This window comes from Nocardia sp. SYP-A9097 (genome assembly GCF_009649815.1).
GTDB lineage: Bacteria > Actinomycetota > Actinomycetes > Mycobacteriales > Mycobacteriaceae > Nocardia.
In genome coordinates this window covers 1-14,252 of sequence record NZ_WJIC01000060.1, presented here as the reverse complement: position 1 = coordinate 14,252, position 14,252 = coordinate 1, and the positions used below count along the sequence as shown (strand labels likewise).

Sequence of the window (14,252 nt, the reverse complement as noted above, 5' to 3'; positions counted from 1 at the left end):
GCTGCGTCCGTGACTACGAACGCCTGCCCGACCACCACGAAGCCATGGTCACCTGGTCGATGATCATGCTGATGTCCCGCCGCCTCGCCCGCCAACGGAAATGATCAGTTGGCGGACAGGCACTTAGACTTTGGCGCGATCGGCGGTTCTCCGAGAGAGATATTGTCAAGACCTGTGGATCGGCAAGTTTCAGGCGACCCCGGTTCGGGTGGATTCGGCCGGGTCGGTTGACGCGGCGGGGGTGATTTCGCGGGGTCGTTCGAGGAGTTTGCTGTTGTGGAACAGGGCGCCGTTGCGGACGAGCGCGACCAGTTCGGGTGCGTTGACCTTGCGCCATCGGGTCTGGGCGGCCTCGATCAGCTTGTAGGCCATGGCAATTCCAGCCGCGCGGGAGCCGGGGCCTTTGGTGACCTTGGTGCGCAAACGGATGGTGGCGAAGGTCGACTCGATCGGGTTGGTGGTGCGCAGGTGGATCCAGTGTTCGGCCGGGTATTTGAAGAACTCCAAAAGCACGTCGAGGTCTTCGACGATCTTCGCGACCGCTTTGGGATACTTTGCGCTGTAATCGATTTCGAAGGCTTTGACCGCAAGCTGGGCCTTGTCGATGTCCTCGGCCATGTAGATGTCCTTCATCGCCGCCAGCGCACCAGGATGAGCCGATTTCGGTAGTGCAGCAAGAACATTCGCCGATTTGTGGAACCAGCAACGCTGTTCGCGGGTTCCGGGGAACCGGCGCGGTCATGCCGCGGCGGCGGCAATCACGCAGCAGATCTGCCCAGGATTCGGTGGATTCGCGGTAGCCGTCGGTGATCGCGACGAGCTCTTCGCGGCCGTCAGCGCGCACGCCGATCATCACCAGCAGGCACAGTTTCTCCTGCTCCGAACGGACTTTGACGTGGATGCCGTCGACCCACAGATACACATAATCGGTGCCCGAGAGATCCCGCCGGCCGAACGCGCGGGCTTCGTCTTGCCACCCGGGGGGTCAACCGGGTGATCGAGGCTGCCGACAATCCGGCGCCGGAGCCGAGGAACTGCTCGAGGGCCGGACCGAAGTCCCCCCCAGGACAGTCCGTGCAGATACAGCAGCGGCAGAACCTCGGTGACCTGCGGCGACTTCCGCGCCCAGGCGGGCAGGATCGCCGAGGAAAACCGGTGCCGCTCACCAGATTCCGGATCAACCCGTTTGTCGTTGACCCGGGGCGCTCTCACCGGCACCGCGCCGGCGCAGGTCAGCACCTGGCGTTCGTTGTGGTAACCGTTGCGCACCACCAACTTCCGGCCGTCTTGGTCGAGTTGGTCGGCGAACCGCTCGACATAGGCGGCGACCTCGGCCCGCAACGCTGCTTGCAGCATCTGACGGGCACCTTCACGCACGATCTCCTCGATCGGCGACCGCGACACGCCGCCCTGATCGGGCTCGGCGCCACCGTCGATTATTTTGAGCATGGGACGTACCTTCCCGCCCGGCGTTGGCGCGCCAGAGGATCGAAACCCGTTGATGTTCAGATCATCCGGGAAGGCACTCCCTCCCGGTCATCCACAGGTCTTGATCATTGCTCCGGCGGCGAGCTGGCATGGGCATACAAGGATCACACGAAAGCAGGCTGGGCCACCGTGACCGACTGGGAGCTACACACCACACGACAAGCGACCGCCATCAAAGACCTGACCGAGAGCCTCACCGCGACCCGCAAGACCCGCGACTCGTATCGCGATACGATCAAACACCAAGCCGCGCAGTTGAAAACCCAAGAGAACCGAATCGACAGCCAACGGCTCTTCATCGATCGTGAAACGGACCGCGCGAACGCTGCCGAAGTCGAATCCTCACGACTGGCACGCGAACTCGACACCACAAGTACACGGCTGACCAAGAGTGAACACCAGCGCGATGACGAAGGCGAAAAACGCGGCGCCGCCGAACTCCAGGCGGCCAGAATGGCCGAGAGGGTCCAACAACTCGCTGTCAAGCTCGACGCCGTGGCCACCAAGCTGATGTGGCGGACGCGAGAGGCATTGCTACTCGTGATCGTCTGAGCCACAAGGTGATTGATGCGGTCGCCTCAACTCGGAGCTGTGCTCATCGATCAATGTCACGGCAACTGATCCACCTCGCTCCCGCAGGCGACATGTCACCGAGCCGAGGCCCTCGACTCGACACCTGTGGGATATCGCTCGAGAGGAGAACCGTTATGGTCCCGAGAAACTGGCGCGCCGACTTCTGCGCCGCCTGCAACCGCGGTGTCGGCGCGAAGGGCGGCTTCCTGTTCGGAAGCCAAAACGACGTTGTCTGCGAAGAGTGCGTGTACCTCTCGTACGGAGTGAGCCACAACTACTTCGCAGACCGTCCCCGCACCCTCCCGCTCGCCGAATAGATTCCACGCTCGCGAAGGGCGGTCCCCGTGTCTCACCGACCTTCACCGGCTGGGACCCCGGTGGAACCGTTACAGTGGCATCTGCATCGGAATGAGAATGGGGATAGAACATCTGCGCAGGGACGACTACTTCGATACCCCGGTTGGACGGTGGAGGCTCGACCGGCGGCGCATTCGGCTGATGCCGACCTACGGCGATCCTGCGATACATCGCCGTACTCGTTGGCGCCTGAACATGTCCGCGAGACGCGATCTCGTATTTGCGATGGCCGAGGTCTTGCTGTGCGACCTCATGAGATGTACGGCTACCCCATCCCGTGCTACGCACGGGCGATCGGGCACGGATCGCCCGTGTTCGTTGTCGACGTTCGTTGCAAACAAAATCTTCGGTTCGTTTTCTGAATGCATCCTCCTGATGTCCGACGCGTGTGAGACTCCTTAACGTTAGGTAATTATGTTGTGCCCGAACATGTTTGAGTAGCATGGAGGTACTCTGCGATGGTTACTGCGCGGGCGTTGGTCACAGGGGGCGCGGGGTTCGTCGGATCACATCTGGTCGATGCGCTGGTGGGGCGTGGCTATCAGGTACTTGTGGTCGATGACCTGAGTCGCGGGAGTACCCACAATCTGGTCGATGCGCTCGCTTTCAGCATGGAGCTGGTGCGCCAGGATGTCCGGGACTACAACGGGATTCGCGACACCGTCCGGCGGTTCGGTCCGGAGGTCGTGTTCCATTTGGCGGCTCAGGTCGATGTGCGGTCGTCGATGGCCGATCCCGCAGGCGATGCGGAACACAATGTGGTCGGCGCGATCAATGTCATGGCCGCGGCGGCGGAAGCAGGGGCGCGGCGGGTGGTACTCAGCTCCACCGGGGGTGCGATCTACGGTGAATCGGCGGTGATACCTACACCGGAAACCATTCGGCCCGAACCTCTCTCGGCATACGGGCTCGGCAAATGGACGAGCGAACGTTACGGACTGTGGTTCCGGCAGGCCAAAGGGCTCGACGTGGTGGCACTGCGCTACGGGAATGTTTATGGACCCCGGCAGTCGTGCGCCGGTGAGTCGGGAGTGGTCGCGCTGCTCTGCGGCGCGGTGGTCGAAGGCCGCGAGCCGGTCGTCTTCGGCGATGGCCTGCAAAGTCGTGACTTCGTCTTCGTCGAGGACGTCGTCGAAGCGAATATCGCTGCGGCAGAGAGCGATCACCTCGAACATCAGGAGTACAACATCGGCTCCGGTGTAGAGGTGACGGTACTCGATCTGGTGGATACGGTACGAGCCGCCGCCGGACTTGGGGGCGACTCCTGGTCGACTCGATTCGAGCGCGAGCGCCCCGGTGAGGTGCGGCGGAGCTGTCTCGATATCGGCCGGGCGCGACGGGAGCTCATGCCGCGTCGCGGTCCGACGACACTGCGTTGCGGCATCGAGCACACGCTGCGCTGGGCTCGCATCGCACAGCCCGGCGCGCGACCCGTGCCGATGCCCGCGGAGCCCATCCGATGACGAACAGGAGCGATACGCGCACCTCCTCATCTGCTTCTGCTGCTGAAAGCTTGAGCAGAACAGAACAATTCGACCGTGACGGGTTCCTCGTCCTACCCGGGTTCCTGTCGGCGGAGCTGGTGGCGAGGTTGGAGCCGGAGGTCGATCGGTGGGTGGACGACGGACTGCGGGCCCAGTCGATAGCCTGCTGTGTCGATCCCGAGACCTACGGGTTGCCGCCGCTCTTGGAGCTGGAATTGGCCGCCCACGGCGAGCTCATCACCTATCTGCCGCTGCTGGAGTTACTTGTGGAGTTGATGGGGCCGGAGTTCGTGTTCCATCACCAGCACAGCGACCGGCAGGCGCCGGGTATCGCGGGCAAGGCGTGGCATCACGACTGTGAGCAGAACAGCGATGCTGACCCGGATCTGCTGATGGTGCATGCGCTGCACTACCTCGGCGGACTCGACGATACGGTCGGCGGTCTTGCGGTGCTGCCGGGTTCGCACCGGGAGCAAGCGGCCAAAACCGCGCGGGCGCATCAAGGCACGGCCGAACTGCCGGGCGAGGTGCTGGTGGACCGGCTGCCGCCCGGATCCACCGTGCTGCTCCACTCCGCGCTGTTCCACACGCGCCGCCCCGCCCCAGACGGTCCCGGCCGCCCGCGCTACATGGTCGACGCCTCCTACTGCCAGACCGGCGCACGCTGGCGGCCGGTGAAGCCGTACTGGCGGCACATGCTGCACCGCGCCCGCGAACTCGAATTGGATGGCGGCCAATGGCCCGAGCTCTTCGCCGAACGGCACTTCACCGAATACGGAGAACCGGATGGAGGTAACCGAGCATGGAAATGATCGCGACGATCACCTTCGACGAGGTGCTGGTGCGCTACCGGGCCGATCATCCGGTCACCCGGGCACACGAGGGCAACAGCAACCAGGACGGCGCGGAGAATCTTCTTCGTGCGCAGAAACTTTCGGGCACGTGGAGCCGAGTTCGATTGGACCGTTCGGAGGTCCTCGCGGTGGTCCTGCCGTGGCACCTCAGCGAGGGCGGCGGGCAACCGCTCGTCCCGCGCACGGGGCTCACGGTGGGGCAGGCGGCCGAACGCATCCGGTCGGGTGGCGCGGAGATGGCCCGCGCCAATCCCGTCTGCTCGGCCAAGCTCGAGTGGCTGAGTGCCGCGCCGATGACCCCGGTGTATGTCAGCACCCGCCCGGTGGCGCACTCCGACTATGCGGACCTGGCGGTTGACACCGGGCTCATTCATGTCGACGGCCTGCACCGAATGATCGCCTGGGAGTTGAGCGGCCGCCTCGACGCGGGTGCCGAGGCGTACCTCGCGGGAGCGCTGCCGGTCAGCCCCGGCCCAGGTACGGCATCGCACTCGGCATCACCGTGACGTGTGCGATGTTCACCGACACCGGCAGCGCCGCCATGGCGACGACCATTTCGGTGACGTGGCGCATGTCCATGGTCGGCTCGACCCGCATGCTGCGGTCGGCTTGGCGGGCCGGTGGCTGAGGGCGATCCTCCGGCGTCACATTGCCGATATCGATTTGGCCGCAAGCGATGTCGTACTGCCGTCCGTCCAGTGCCAGCGAACGGGTAATGCCCGCGACCGCGTGTTTGGCCGCGGTGAAGGCAATGGAGTCGGGGCGGGGCACCTGGGCCGAGGGCGCGGCGTTGTTGATGATGCGGCCGCCGCGTGGTGACTGCTCCTTCATCATCCGATAGGCCGCCTGCGAGCAGAGGAATGTGCCCGTGGCAATGGAGTTGAGGACCCGATACCAGTCAGCAGCGGCGACATCCTCGGTGGCCGTGGCGGGCATAACGTCCGCAGCGTTGTTGAACAGCAGATCGATTCGGCCGAAACCTGTTGCCACCGAATTGAACAGCGCATCGACCGACTGTGGATCGGCGACATCGGCGACCACCGGAACGATCCGGCCGGAGCGTTCTCCGGCCAGCGCCGCGGTCTTGCGCAGCGGCTCTTCCCGACGACCGGTGACGACCACAGTCCAGCCGCGCTCCGCCAGCGCCAGCGCGCAGCCGCGCCCGATACCACTACCGGCCCCCGTGACGACCGCGATCGATTCAGGCATGGACCACCTCTGAGTTCATTCGACGATTATTCGATAAGGAAGACGAAATCACCGTGGAATCAATGACTTTCGATTCGAGCCGGGATCTGTTCGAGCGTGCGAAACGCTCACTGGCGGGCGGTGTGAGCTCGTCGGCCCGGGCCACTACGACGGGACCGTTGCCGTATCCGACCTACATGGATCACGGTTCCGGGGCCCGTATCTGGGATGTCGACGGGAACTCCTACGTCGACTTCCTGCTGGCCTACGGCTGCACGGTGAACGGGCACGCCAACCCGGCGGTCACTACGGCGGTGAGTCGAATTCTGGCCTCGGGTACCATGTTCGGTACCTGCAATGTGCCGGAGATCGAGCTCAGTGAACTGCTGTGCGAAATGGTCCCGTGTGCGGAGTTGGTGCGCTACGCCAACTCCGGTTCCGAGGCCGTGCAGGGCGCGGTCCGCGCGGCGCGGGGGTGCACCGGCCGATCCAAGATCCTCAAATTCGAGGGCCACTACCATGGCTGGGCGGACGTGCTGGCCATCTCGAACCGGCCGGGGGCGGACCGAGCCGGACCCTATGAGCGCCCGACGCCTTACCCACATTCCGCGGGCATTCCCGCAGGCGTCGTCGATGATGTGCTGATCTGCCCGTGGAACGATCCGGATGTCCTGCGCACACTGCTCGACGCGCACCGAGGCGAGATCGCGGCGGTCATCTGCGAACCGATCGTGGCGAACCTGGCCTGCACCATGCCGCTCCCCGGCTATCTGGAGCTACTGCGCGACGAATGCACCCGGCGCGGTATCGTGCTGATCTTCGACGAGGTCTGTACCGGGTTCCGCACCGGACCCGGTGGGGCGCAAGCCCTGTTCGGCGTGGTGCCGGATTTGTCGGTGCACGCCAAAGCCCTCGGCGGCGGTTTCCCCATCGCGGCCTTCGCCGGTCGCCGCACGATCATGGACCATGTCGCTTCCGATGCAGTGAAGCACGGCGGCACCTACAATGCCTCACCGCTCTGCGCCACAGCCGCATTGGTGACCCTGACCGAACTGGCCGACCCGGCGACCACTCGCCGCATCGACGAGTCCGGCCGCCAGATCATGGAGGCGATCCGCCGTGCCTCCCGCGATCACGGAGTGCCCTGTGCCGTGCAGGGTGTCGGCGCCATGTTCCAGGTCGCCTTCTCCCCGGACGGGACTCCTACCCGACACTATCGCGACCTGTTCGATCTGGATACTGCGCGCTACGCAATGTTCCGGCACGCATTGCTGGAGCGAGGAATTCACGTCAATGCGACCAGCACGGCCTGCTGGTTCGTCTGCTCGGCGTTGACCGAGGCAGACCTCGACGAAACGTGCAAAGTCGTGCACGAGGCCTTCGCACTGCTAGCCTGAACCCGCGATCCGGGCCCGCCTGTCATGTCCTCGTTCCCCGACGACCGCGGCTGGAATCCCACCACGCTGTATCACCCGGACCCCGACCACCGGGGCACCTCAACCACGGATCAGGGCGGATTCCTTTATGACGCAGCGGAATTCGATGCCGCATTCTTCGGGGTCGCGCCGCGCGACCGTGTCCGGTCAGGGGTGAGGCAAAGTCGTATTCTGGTGGCCTGAACAGGCGATACACGATGTGAGACACCGCTGTTCGCGGTTTGCGAGGCAGGCACGGCTGGACCGTCGATCATGAAGGTTCCTACACCGTTCGACCGTGGAGCCTCGCCGTGCCTGCTGTGTCATCGTCGCCTATCGCCACCCTCTCGTACCACCTCGGGGCGCTCACGGAGGTGCCCACCGCGTCGCGGCGGAGCCCGCTGGAGGTGTTGGAACAGGCGCCAGATCCACGTCGGAAGCGAGGGGTGCGGCACCGGTTCGGCGCCATTCTGTACATCTCGACCTGCGCGGTGGTCTCGGGCTCGAAATCGTATGCCGCGATAGCGGAATGGGCCGCGGACACCGCCGCCGACACCCTCGCCGCGATGGGCATCACCGCGCCGAACGCGTCCACGATCCGGCGGGCGTTGTCGGCGTTCACCGGCGACGGGTTCGACACCCTGATCGGCGGTTGGCTCACCGGGCGCGTCGCTGACGCCCGCGCCCGACACGGCGGGAAGGCCCGGCGTCGGGCAATCGCGGTGGACGGGACGGCGATGCGCGGCTCGCGCAGCGGCGACGGGCGGGCGCGGATGGTCATGGCCGCTCTCGACCACGACGCCGGGGTCGTGCTCGGTCAAGTCGAGATCGAGGACAAGTCCAACGAAATCCCCAGCTTCTCAGTACTTCTCGACACCATCGACGATCTCGAGGGCGTCGTGGTGACGGCCGACGCCCCGCACGCCCAGTGTGAACACGCGGAGTACCTACGCGGCCGCGGCGCGTTTTACATATTGACGGTCAAGCTGCGCCGTAGCGCTGGGGTTGGGTGGTGAATCCGATGGGTCTCACGAAGCCAGGCGCCGACCGCCGCCCTCGTCCACCCGGCTCTGCTCCCAGCTCAGAAGATCCGACCGTCGATACCGTCGATAGCGCCCCATGCGAGCAAACCGTGGTCACGCTTGGCGGTGGCCCAGCTCGCCAATGTCTTCTTCGGGATCTTCCGCCATCGTCGTCATCGGGTTGATCGGTCTGGCGCTGGCCGTGCGTGTGGTGACCCAATACGAGAAGGGCGTGTTGTTCCGCCTCGGCCGGGTGGTTGGCGGTGAAGGAGCCGGGCCTCGCATTGATCATTCCGGTGGTCGATCGGTTGCTCAGGGTGTCGCTGCGGATCGTGACGATGCCCATTCAGTCTCAGGGGATAATCACCCGCGACAATGTGAGTGTCGACATCTCCGCGGTCGCCTACTTCCGAGTCGTGGACGCGGTGAAGTCTGTGGTGGCCATCGAGAACGTCAACGCCGCGATCGATCAGATCGCCCAGACCACCTTGCGTAAGGTGGTGGGTCGGCACACTCTCGACGAAGCACTGTCGGAAACCGACATCCTCAACGCCAATATCCGCACGATCCTGGACGAGGCCACTCTCGGCTGGGGAGTGGAAGTCACGCTGGTCGAGCTAAAGGACATTCAACTGCCCGACAGCATGAAGCGCGCCATGGCCCGGCAGGCCGAGGCCGAACGTGAGAAGCGCGCCAAAATCATTGCCGCGGAAGGGGAGTCACTAGCTGCCGCAGCGCTCGGGGACGCCTCGGACACGATGATGGCGCATCCACTGGCGCTGCAACTGCGTAATCTGCAAACCCTCGTCGAACTCGGGGTGGAGAAGAACACGATGATCGTGTTCCCGGCGCCGATGATGAGCGCGATCGGAGAGATCAGCACATTCCTGACCCGCGAAACCGCTGCGGCGGCAACCCCGCCGGTCGGCGGGGTTGCGATCAACGGAGTGCCGTCGACGGTTGGAACCGGCCGGAACGGGTGACGCCGACCGTTCTGCTGATACCGGCCGTCGCGCCCGATGCGACACCTACCGGGTAGTCGTGGTGAAACGAAAAATGCTTCGCACCGTCAACGGTGCGAAGCATCCAACAAGTCACGCTGAATCAGATGGCGTGGACGTCCTGGGCTTGCGGGCCCTTCTGGCCCTGCTCTACCGCGAACTCGACACGCTGGCCCTCTTCGAGGGATTTGTAACCCGAGCCACCAATGGCCGAGTAATGCACGAAGACGTCGGGGCCGCCTCCGTCTTGAGCGATGAAGCCGAAGCCTTTTTCGCCGTTGAACCACTTAACGCTGCCTTGAGTCATGCTGTTTACAACTTCTTTTCTGTTGGTGAGCCGGGCAAATTTCTTGGTAAGCCGCCCGTTCTCAACTCGCCACTATGCCATGGTCGTCGTCGGTCTCACGTCCAGGCGCTCGGATTGTGAGCCACGAGACAATGAATGCGATTTGGCGACAATTCCGACGGTCGGAATTGCTGCGGGTCGAGATCCCTATTTCTACAAGCGGTTCCAGCGGTGTCGCCAGGAAGGCGGCATCGTCGAGGCAGTCGACGTAGCGCAGTTGGTCATCGAAGTCGAAGCAGTCCAGAATCCGGGGCGGCGCGCGAGGTGAAGTGACCAAGGCCCTTATGGTCAGCGGCGAGTCTCGGGCTTGATGGTCTGCAGAATCTCCGACGGCGGGCGACGCGGGGTGGGCACGGGTGGCGGCTCGGCGTGCGAGGCAGAGCCTGCCCGGACCAGAACCTGTGGGAGTTCGCGACGGCCGGTGAGCTCGCGGACGGCGGACCGGCTGCGCGGCAGTTCGGTGATATGGGTGAGCGGGCAGGTCGCGTATCCGGCTGCCGTGCACTGCGATAGCACGCCTGAGCGGCACCAGCCGGGCGCGCCTTCCCCGGAATTGGTATCGATGCCATCGGAGTGTTGTTGCGGCAGTGTAGATCTGGCGCAAATGCTGACTGAGATCATCGAGTAGCGCCGATACCGTGCTGATCGTCCACACGCTTACGTGTCAACGCTGTAGGTCTACGCAGTGCGATACAGTGTGAATCTTCCGAAATAGGAGGCACTCGATATGGCAGACAAGCCGACCCGTCGCACTCGATCCGGCTCCGCCGACGCCGGTCCTACCGACGGTGACCGGCAGGGTGAGGGCCCGATTACGCGAGCGGCCGTGTTGGCGGCGGCGTTGCAGATCGTCGATCGAGACGGGGTGGACGGGCTGTCGATGCGTCGGCTGGCCGATGCGGTGCGCCGGGATCCGATGGTGATCTACCGGCATCTGCCGAACAAGGCCGCGGTGTTGGACGGTGTGGCCGAGATCGTATTCGCGCAGCTGTCGGTCGATGCCACGGACCCGGATTGGATGTCCCAATTGCGTTCGGTGGCAAGAAATTTCCGGCAGCTCGCACTGGATCACCCCCGCGTGGTGCCGCTGCTGGTGACCCGGCCGCTGGCAACGCCGCTGGGGTTGCGCCCGCAAGCGGTGCTGCGGCCATTGGAGGACACGCTGACCCTGCTGACGCGCGCCGGATTCTCCGGACCCGATGCGTTGCATATCTATCGAGCGCTGTTCGGGTTCCTGTACGGGCATGTGCTCAACGAGCTGCAGGAGGTCGTGGAGAAGCCCGACGAAACCGATGATCTGCTGCGACTCGGCCTGCACCGGCTGCCCATCGGGGAATTCCCGCTCCTGCGCGGGCTCGCACCGGTGCTGGCGGCCTACGGCGGTGCGGCCGAACTCGAAGGCGGACTCGACATCCTGCTGACCGGCCTCGCCGCGACCCTTCCTCGCGACAACAGCTCGGCCGGACCTGAGTCTGCTCGGTAACCGCTATGCCGAATTGCGATGTCCCATAGTCGGTGTGGGCCGTCGTACCCGGCGTCGTGAGAACACGGCTGGAGGGGACGATCTCGTCAGCGGATCTTCTCGGGGATCGTGTCGAGGGCGTGCAACACGTGCACCGCGAGGTCGGTCGCGGTCTTGTCGTCGAGTTCCGAATATGTCCGCAGGACGTCTCGGACACGGTTCACCCTCTGCTCGTAGGGCGTTTTCATTGCCATTTCGTGCCGCCTATCGGTAGTAGGTGTTCTCGTGATCGGCTGGGCTGGCGCAGGCGCATTCTCGATCAAGCCCGCGTGCCATCGTCGCGGAGCAATACCGGACTCCTATCCGGTCGTGGGCTTCCGAGGCGTGTGGACATGCCCCACAAGACATTTCGATGGGTACCGCGGTCATGGCGGTCACGCACCCGTTCGAAGACAAATCGACGACCCTTCGCTATTGAGGTTTTGGCGCGATATCCGCCGCTCTCGCCCTGCGGCCTCAGTCGCAATCGAGAGGTGGTCTCGAGCGGAACGCTATGCCTGGCGGATCGTCCGCGGCTTCGCATTCGGAGCACTTCTCCCAAAGTGATCATGGGCTGATGCCTACCCGGGCACTGACTCCTGGTTCGGTGTCGGCCCCGGATCCACCTTCGGAATCCCAACGTTGCTGTGCGGCAAGCATTTCGGCGTGACGCAGTGGGGTGATGACTCGAAGGACCAGGTGGATGCCGGCGCCGACTCCGAGGACTTCCAGGGTGTGGGCGGGGAGCTGCCGGTAGCCTTCGAGCAGTACTCGACGGCTACCGAAGTCGAGTTTGCTTGCCGCAGGGGTCCATTCGTCGAGGTGGTAGATCACTCGATGGATCGGGCCGAGCCGGGGCGCGAGTATCGCGAGCAGGTCCGGCAGTTCCACGGCGAGGTCACGGCCGTACGGCCGCCAGCACGCGCCGGCGCCTTCGGCGCCGGTTGCCTTGAACTCGAGTCGAGGTGTGCGGGTGGAATCAGTGTTGGTTCGGCCTGATTGCGGGGTCATGATCGACGCTCCCGTCTCGGCCGTGCGCCGGCCGCGGACATGGTGGTGGTGAGGCCGGCGAGCAGAATATCGAGCCCGCGCTCGAGCTCTGCGGCGCCGTCGTAATCGGCCAGCTCGGTTGCGAGGGCGCGCAGTAGCGGGAATTCGCCGATGGGGAGGCGATGCATGCCCAGTCGTAGCAGGTCGCTGGTCTCTTCCGGGCGTTCGATGATCTCTTGCAACTCGTTGAGGATGTGGCCGTGCAGAAATCCGAACAGCGCGCGGTAGATGTGCAGAGCATCCACGCTGCTGAAGTCGGCTCGGGTGAGTAACTCGAGAATATGTTCCAGCGGGCGCAGGGTGCCCAGCGGTCGCAGTGCGAGTGGGGTGTCCAGCGGATGAGTGATCAAGAGCGCCACCGTGTTCGGGTGGGCGACGGCGAGTCTGCGGAAGTCGCGCGCAATGCTGCGCAATTGATGGCGCCAGTCGGGATCGGTGGCATCGACGGTCAGCTGTTCGAGGACGAGTTCGACGACCCCGTCGAGCAGCGCGGCCTTGTTCACCGCGTGTCGGTAGAGCACCATCGGGTCCCGGCCGAGCGCCTCGCCGAGGCGTCGCATGGACAGTCGGTCGACGCTTTCGCGGTCGATGATCTCGAGTGCGGCTCGCAGCATTGCGGCCCGGGTCAGTGGCGTGCTCCCGGTGTTCTCATGGTCGGCACCACCTGTCGCGGGGCCCGGGGGACCTGCTCGGATTCGCTTCACGCCGGGATACCGTCCAGCGGCTTGGTGGCGATCGTTTGCAGGGCCCTGTCGCTGCTTTCGTATGCACTCATTTCTGTCTCCGTCGAATAGTCCACTGCTGGAGCAGTTTTCGGTGGCGTTTACTCGAGTCGGTTTCGCCAGCTCGGGTTGGTGCGGATATGCCTCGACCCGCCGGCGTTCTCGCCGAGGTCGCGGCCCGCCGCGGTGTCCTCGGGCCGTAGTCGACCGGAAAAGCACGGTAGCAAGCCATGGCGGATATCGGGCCGCCGGCCGTTCAAGGCCGCCATTCCGAGTGCGCCGATGACCATTCCGGCGATCAGAGCGATGAGAATGATCATTGAGACTCCTGCGCCGGTATCGGATGTTTGTGGGGTGTCATGCGAGATTGACGGGTTATCGGCGGGTCGGGGGCCGGTCATCGACTCTCGCCCCGATGTCGGGGCCGGGTACATCGACTGGGGCATCAGCGCTGCCGGTGTCGCGGGTAGGGGCATCGCCACGGCGTGTAATGAAGGGCTGTTGCCGTTCGAGGATCCGGGGGTTGGCCGCAGTATCCTGTCGAACTGCTTTGAGCTCGCGGCGTGCACTTGCCCCGAGGCGGGCGGTACGGCGGGCGCCGGTCAGGAGCATGCCCAGCCCCGCCAGCCCGATACTGCCGACCACGATTCCGTAGAGGAACAGTACGCCGGTAGAGCCGGTGACGTGGTAGCCGAAGACGGCGAAGTGGTCGGTCAAAGCGTGGTTGCTACCGCCGTTGGCGAAAACGCCTGCGACGCCGATGAATACAGCGGCAACCAGTATTACCAGCCCGATGATGACGATCATGGCGATCCTCGGATCTATTTGTTTCTCTCAGTACACGCCTATGCATGCCGGTTGTCAACGATGTAGATCTACACCGGCTGTCTACAATGATTCTCCGGCTGAATATCTAGATCCGAAGTGCACTCACGTGAGCGCCCACGGTGTGCAACCCCGGCCGCTAGGCCGTAGACCTACAGTGTTGACATCAGATTTCGGACGGCATCTACTTGAGGGCACAACAGCTCCGGAACCGAGGCACGCCGATGAGTAATCGGTCGACAACCATTTCCCCCGCGATGACGCCGCGCAGGCGCCGCGGCCGTGACAGCTACGAGAACCACATTCTGCTGGACCTGGTGCACGTCCTGGAATATCTCTGGCGGGCCGGCTGGTGCTTCCACACTCCCGGCGACCCTGCCGTCGAGGACTGGGTCGCCACCCAGGCCCTGCAAGTTCTGAGCGGCC

The 14,252-nt window shown here is 64.4% G+C and carries 18 protein-coding genes and 2 pseudogenes; 10 read left to right on the top strand and 10 right to left on the bottom strand.

The annotated features are described in order from the left end of the window. Positions 1 to 189: 189 nt before the first annotated feature. Positions 190 to 1,449, bottom strand: a pseudogene (locus tag GFY24_RS40505) (transposase). A 168-nt stretch (positions 1,450 to 1,617) separates the two neighbouring features. Between GFY24_RS40505 and GFY24_RS40500 the strand changes: the two are divergent. The 4 genes from GFY24_RS40500 (at position 1,618) to GFY24_RS40485 (ending at position 5,262) form a co-directional block, all read left to right on the top strand. Next, on the top strand, positions 1,618 to 2,040 hold the full coding sequence (locus tag GFY24_RS40500; RefSeq protein WP_153810413.1) for a hypothetical protein: 423 nt from the start codon (positions 1,618 to 1,620) through the stop codon (positions 2,038 to 2,040). 836 nt (positions 2,041 to 2,876) lie between these two features. After that, on the top strand, positions 2,877 to 3,881 hold the full coding sequence (locus tag GFY24_RS40495) for an NAD-dependent epimerase/dehydratase family protein (protein ID WP_153810412.1): 1,005 nt from the start codon (positions 2,877 to 2,879) through the stop codon (positions 3,879 to 3,881). A gap of 50 nt (positions 3,882 to 3,931) precedes the next feature. Further along, positions 3,932 to 4,714: a phytanoyl-CoA dioxygenase family protein gene (locus tag GFY24_RS40490; protein ID WP_228567155.1), complete on the top strand. Its 783-nt coding sequence runs from the start codon at positions 3,932 to 3,934 to the stop codon at positions 4,712 to 4,714. Continuing rightward, positions 4,705 to 5,262 (top strand): DUF6309 family protein, encoded by a 558-nt coding sequence (locus tag GFY24_RS40485; RefSeq protein ID WP_153810410.1) that lies wholly within the window; start codon positions 4,705 to 4,707, stop codon positions 5,260 to 5,262. The genes GFY24_RS40490 and GFY24_RS40485 overlap by 10 nt, the downstream gene beginning before the upstream one ends. Here the strand turns inward: GFY24_RS40485 and GFY24_RS40480 are convergent. Then, positions 5,219 to 5,965, bottom strand: coding sequence for an SDR family oxidoreductase (locus GFY24_RS40480; RefSeq protein ID WP_153810409.1), 747 nt, complete (start codon positions 5,963 to 5,965; stop codon positions 5,219 to 5,221). The genes GFY24_RS40485 and GFY24_RS40480 overlap by 44 nt on opposite strands. A gap of 62 nt (positions 5,966 to 6,027) precedes the next feature. Here GFY24_RS40480 and GFY24_RS40475 point away from each other — a divergent pair, with 62 nt between their 5' ends. The 4 genes and pseudogenes from GFY24_RS40475 (at position 6,028) to GFY24_RS40460 (ending at position 9,364) form a co-directional block, all read left to right on the top strand. Continuing rightward, on the top strand, positions 6,028 to 7,341 hold the full coding sequence (locus GFY24_RS40475; RefSeq protein ID WP_153810408.1) for an aspartate aminotransferase family protein: 1,314 nt from the start codon (positions 6,028 to 6,030) through the stop codon (positions 7,339 to 7,341). A 24-nt stretch (positions 7,342 to 7,365) separates the two neighbouring features. Continuing rightward, the gene (locus GFY24_RS44020; protein WP_153810407.1) at positions 7,366 to 7,563 is read left to right on the top strand and encodes a beta-ketoacyl synthase N-terminal-like domain-containing protein; all 198 of its coding nucleotides are present in this window, start codon (positions 7,366 to 7,368) and stop codon (positions 7,561 to 7,563) included. A gap of 107 nt (positions 7,564 to 7,670) precedes the next feature. Then, positions 7,671 to 8,375, top strand: a complete 705-nt coding sequence (locus GFY24_RS40465) for an ISAs1 family transposase (RefSeq protein WP_309231920.1) — start codon at positions 7,671 to 7,673, stop codon at positions 8,373 to 8,375. Between the two features lie 148 nt (positions 8,376 to 8,523). Continuing rightward, positions 8,524 to 9,364 (top strand): annotated as a pseudogene (locus GFY24_RS40460) (SPFH domain-containing protein). Positions 9,365 to 9,485: 121 nt separating this feature from the next. Here GFY24_RS40460 and GFY24_RS40455 read toward each other — a convergent pair. After that, positions 9,486 to 9,689, bottom strand: coding sequence for a cold-shock protein (locus tag GFY24_RS40455; RefSeq protein WP_153810405.1), 204 nt, complete (start codon positions 9,687 to 9,689; stop codon positions 9,486 to 9,488). A gap of 327 nt (positions 9,690 to 10,016) precedes the next feature. Beyond that, positions 10,017 to 10,244 carry a hypothetical protein gene (locus GFY24_RS40445; protein ID WP_153810403.1) on the bottom strand — a complete coding sequence of 76 codons (228 nt, stop codon included), beginning with the start codon at positions 10,242 to 10,244 and terminating at the stop codon, positions 10,017 to 10,019. 211 nt (positions 10,245 to 10,455) lie between these two features. Here GFY24_RS40445 and GFY24_RS40440 point away from each other — a divergent pair, with 211 nt between their 5' ends. Continuing rightward, positions 10,456 to 11,211 carry a TetR/AcrR family transcriptional regulator C-terminal domain-containing protein gene (locus tag GFY24_RS40440; RefSeq protein WP_153810402.1) on the top strand — a complete coding sequence of 252 codons (756 nt, stop codon included), beginning with the start codon at positions 10,456 to 10,458 and terminating at the stop codon, positions 11,209 to 11,211. An 86-nt stretch (positions 11,212 to 11,297) separates the two neighbouring features. Here the strand turns inward: GFY24_RS40440 and GFY24_RS41510 are convergent, their stop codons facing one another. The 6 genes from GFY24_RS41510 to GFY24_RS41500 form a co-directional block, all read right to left on the bottom strand. Then, the gene (locus tag GFY24_RS41510; protein WP_194853223.1) at positions 11,298 to 11,444 is read right to left on the bottom strand and encodes a DUF6307 family protein; all 147 of its coding nucleotides are present in this window, start codon (positions 11,442 to 11,444) and stop codon (positions 11,298 to 11,300) included. Positions 11,445 to 11,454: 10 nt separating this feature from the next. After that, positions 11,455 to 11,598 (bottom strand): RGCVC family protein, encoded by a 144-nt coding sequence (locus GFY24_RS44015; protein WP_375336171.1) that lies wholly within the window; start codon positions 11,596 to 11,598, stop codon positions 11,455 to 11,457. A 198-nt stretch (positions 11,599 to 11,796) separates the two neighbouring features. Next, the gene (locus GFY24_RS40435) at positions 11,797 to 12,240 is read right to left on the bottom strand and encodes a DUF5994 family protein (protein ID WP_153810401.1); all 444 of its coding nucleotides are present in this window, start codon (positions 12,238 to 12,240) and stop codon (positions 11,797 to 11,799) included. Continuing rightward, positions 12,237 to 12,893: a TetR/AcrR family transcriptional regulator C-terminal domain-containing protein gene (locus GFY24_RS40430; protein ID WP_153810414.1), complete on the bottom strand. Its 657-nt coding sequence runs from the start codon at positions 12,891 to 12,893 to the stop codon at positions 12,237 to 12,239. Before GFY24_RS40430 ends, GFY24_RS40435 begins: the two co-directional genes overlap by 4 nt. Positions 12,894 to 13,102: 209 nt before the next feature. Beyond that, positions 13,103 to 13,321 (bottom strand): hypothetical protein, encoded by a 219-nt coding sequence (locus GFY24_RS40425; protein WP_153810400.1) that lies wholly within the window; start codon positions 13,319 to 13,321, stop codon positions 13,103 to 13,105. Positions 13,322 to 13,376: 55 nt separating this feature from the next. Then, positions 13,377 to 13,808: a hypothetical protein gene (locus GFY24_RS41500; RefSeq protein ID WP_194853222.1), complete on the bottom strand. Its 432-nt coding sequence runs from the start codon at positions 13,806 to 13,808 to the stop codon at positions 13,377 to 13,379. Positions 13,809 to 14,050: 242 nt separating this feature from the next. On the opposite strand from GFY24_RS41500, the gene GFY24_RS40415 reads away from it, so the two are divergent. Then, positions 14,051 to 14,252, top strand: a 202-nt coding sequence (locus tag GFY24_RS40415; RefSeq protein ID WP_153810399.1) for a hypothetical protein, incomplete at its 3' end; no start/stop codon positions are given.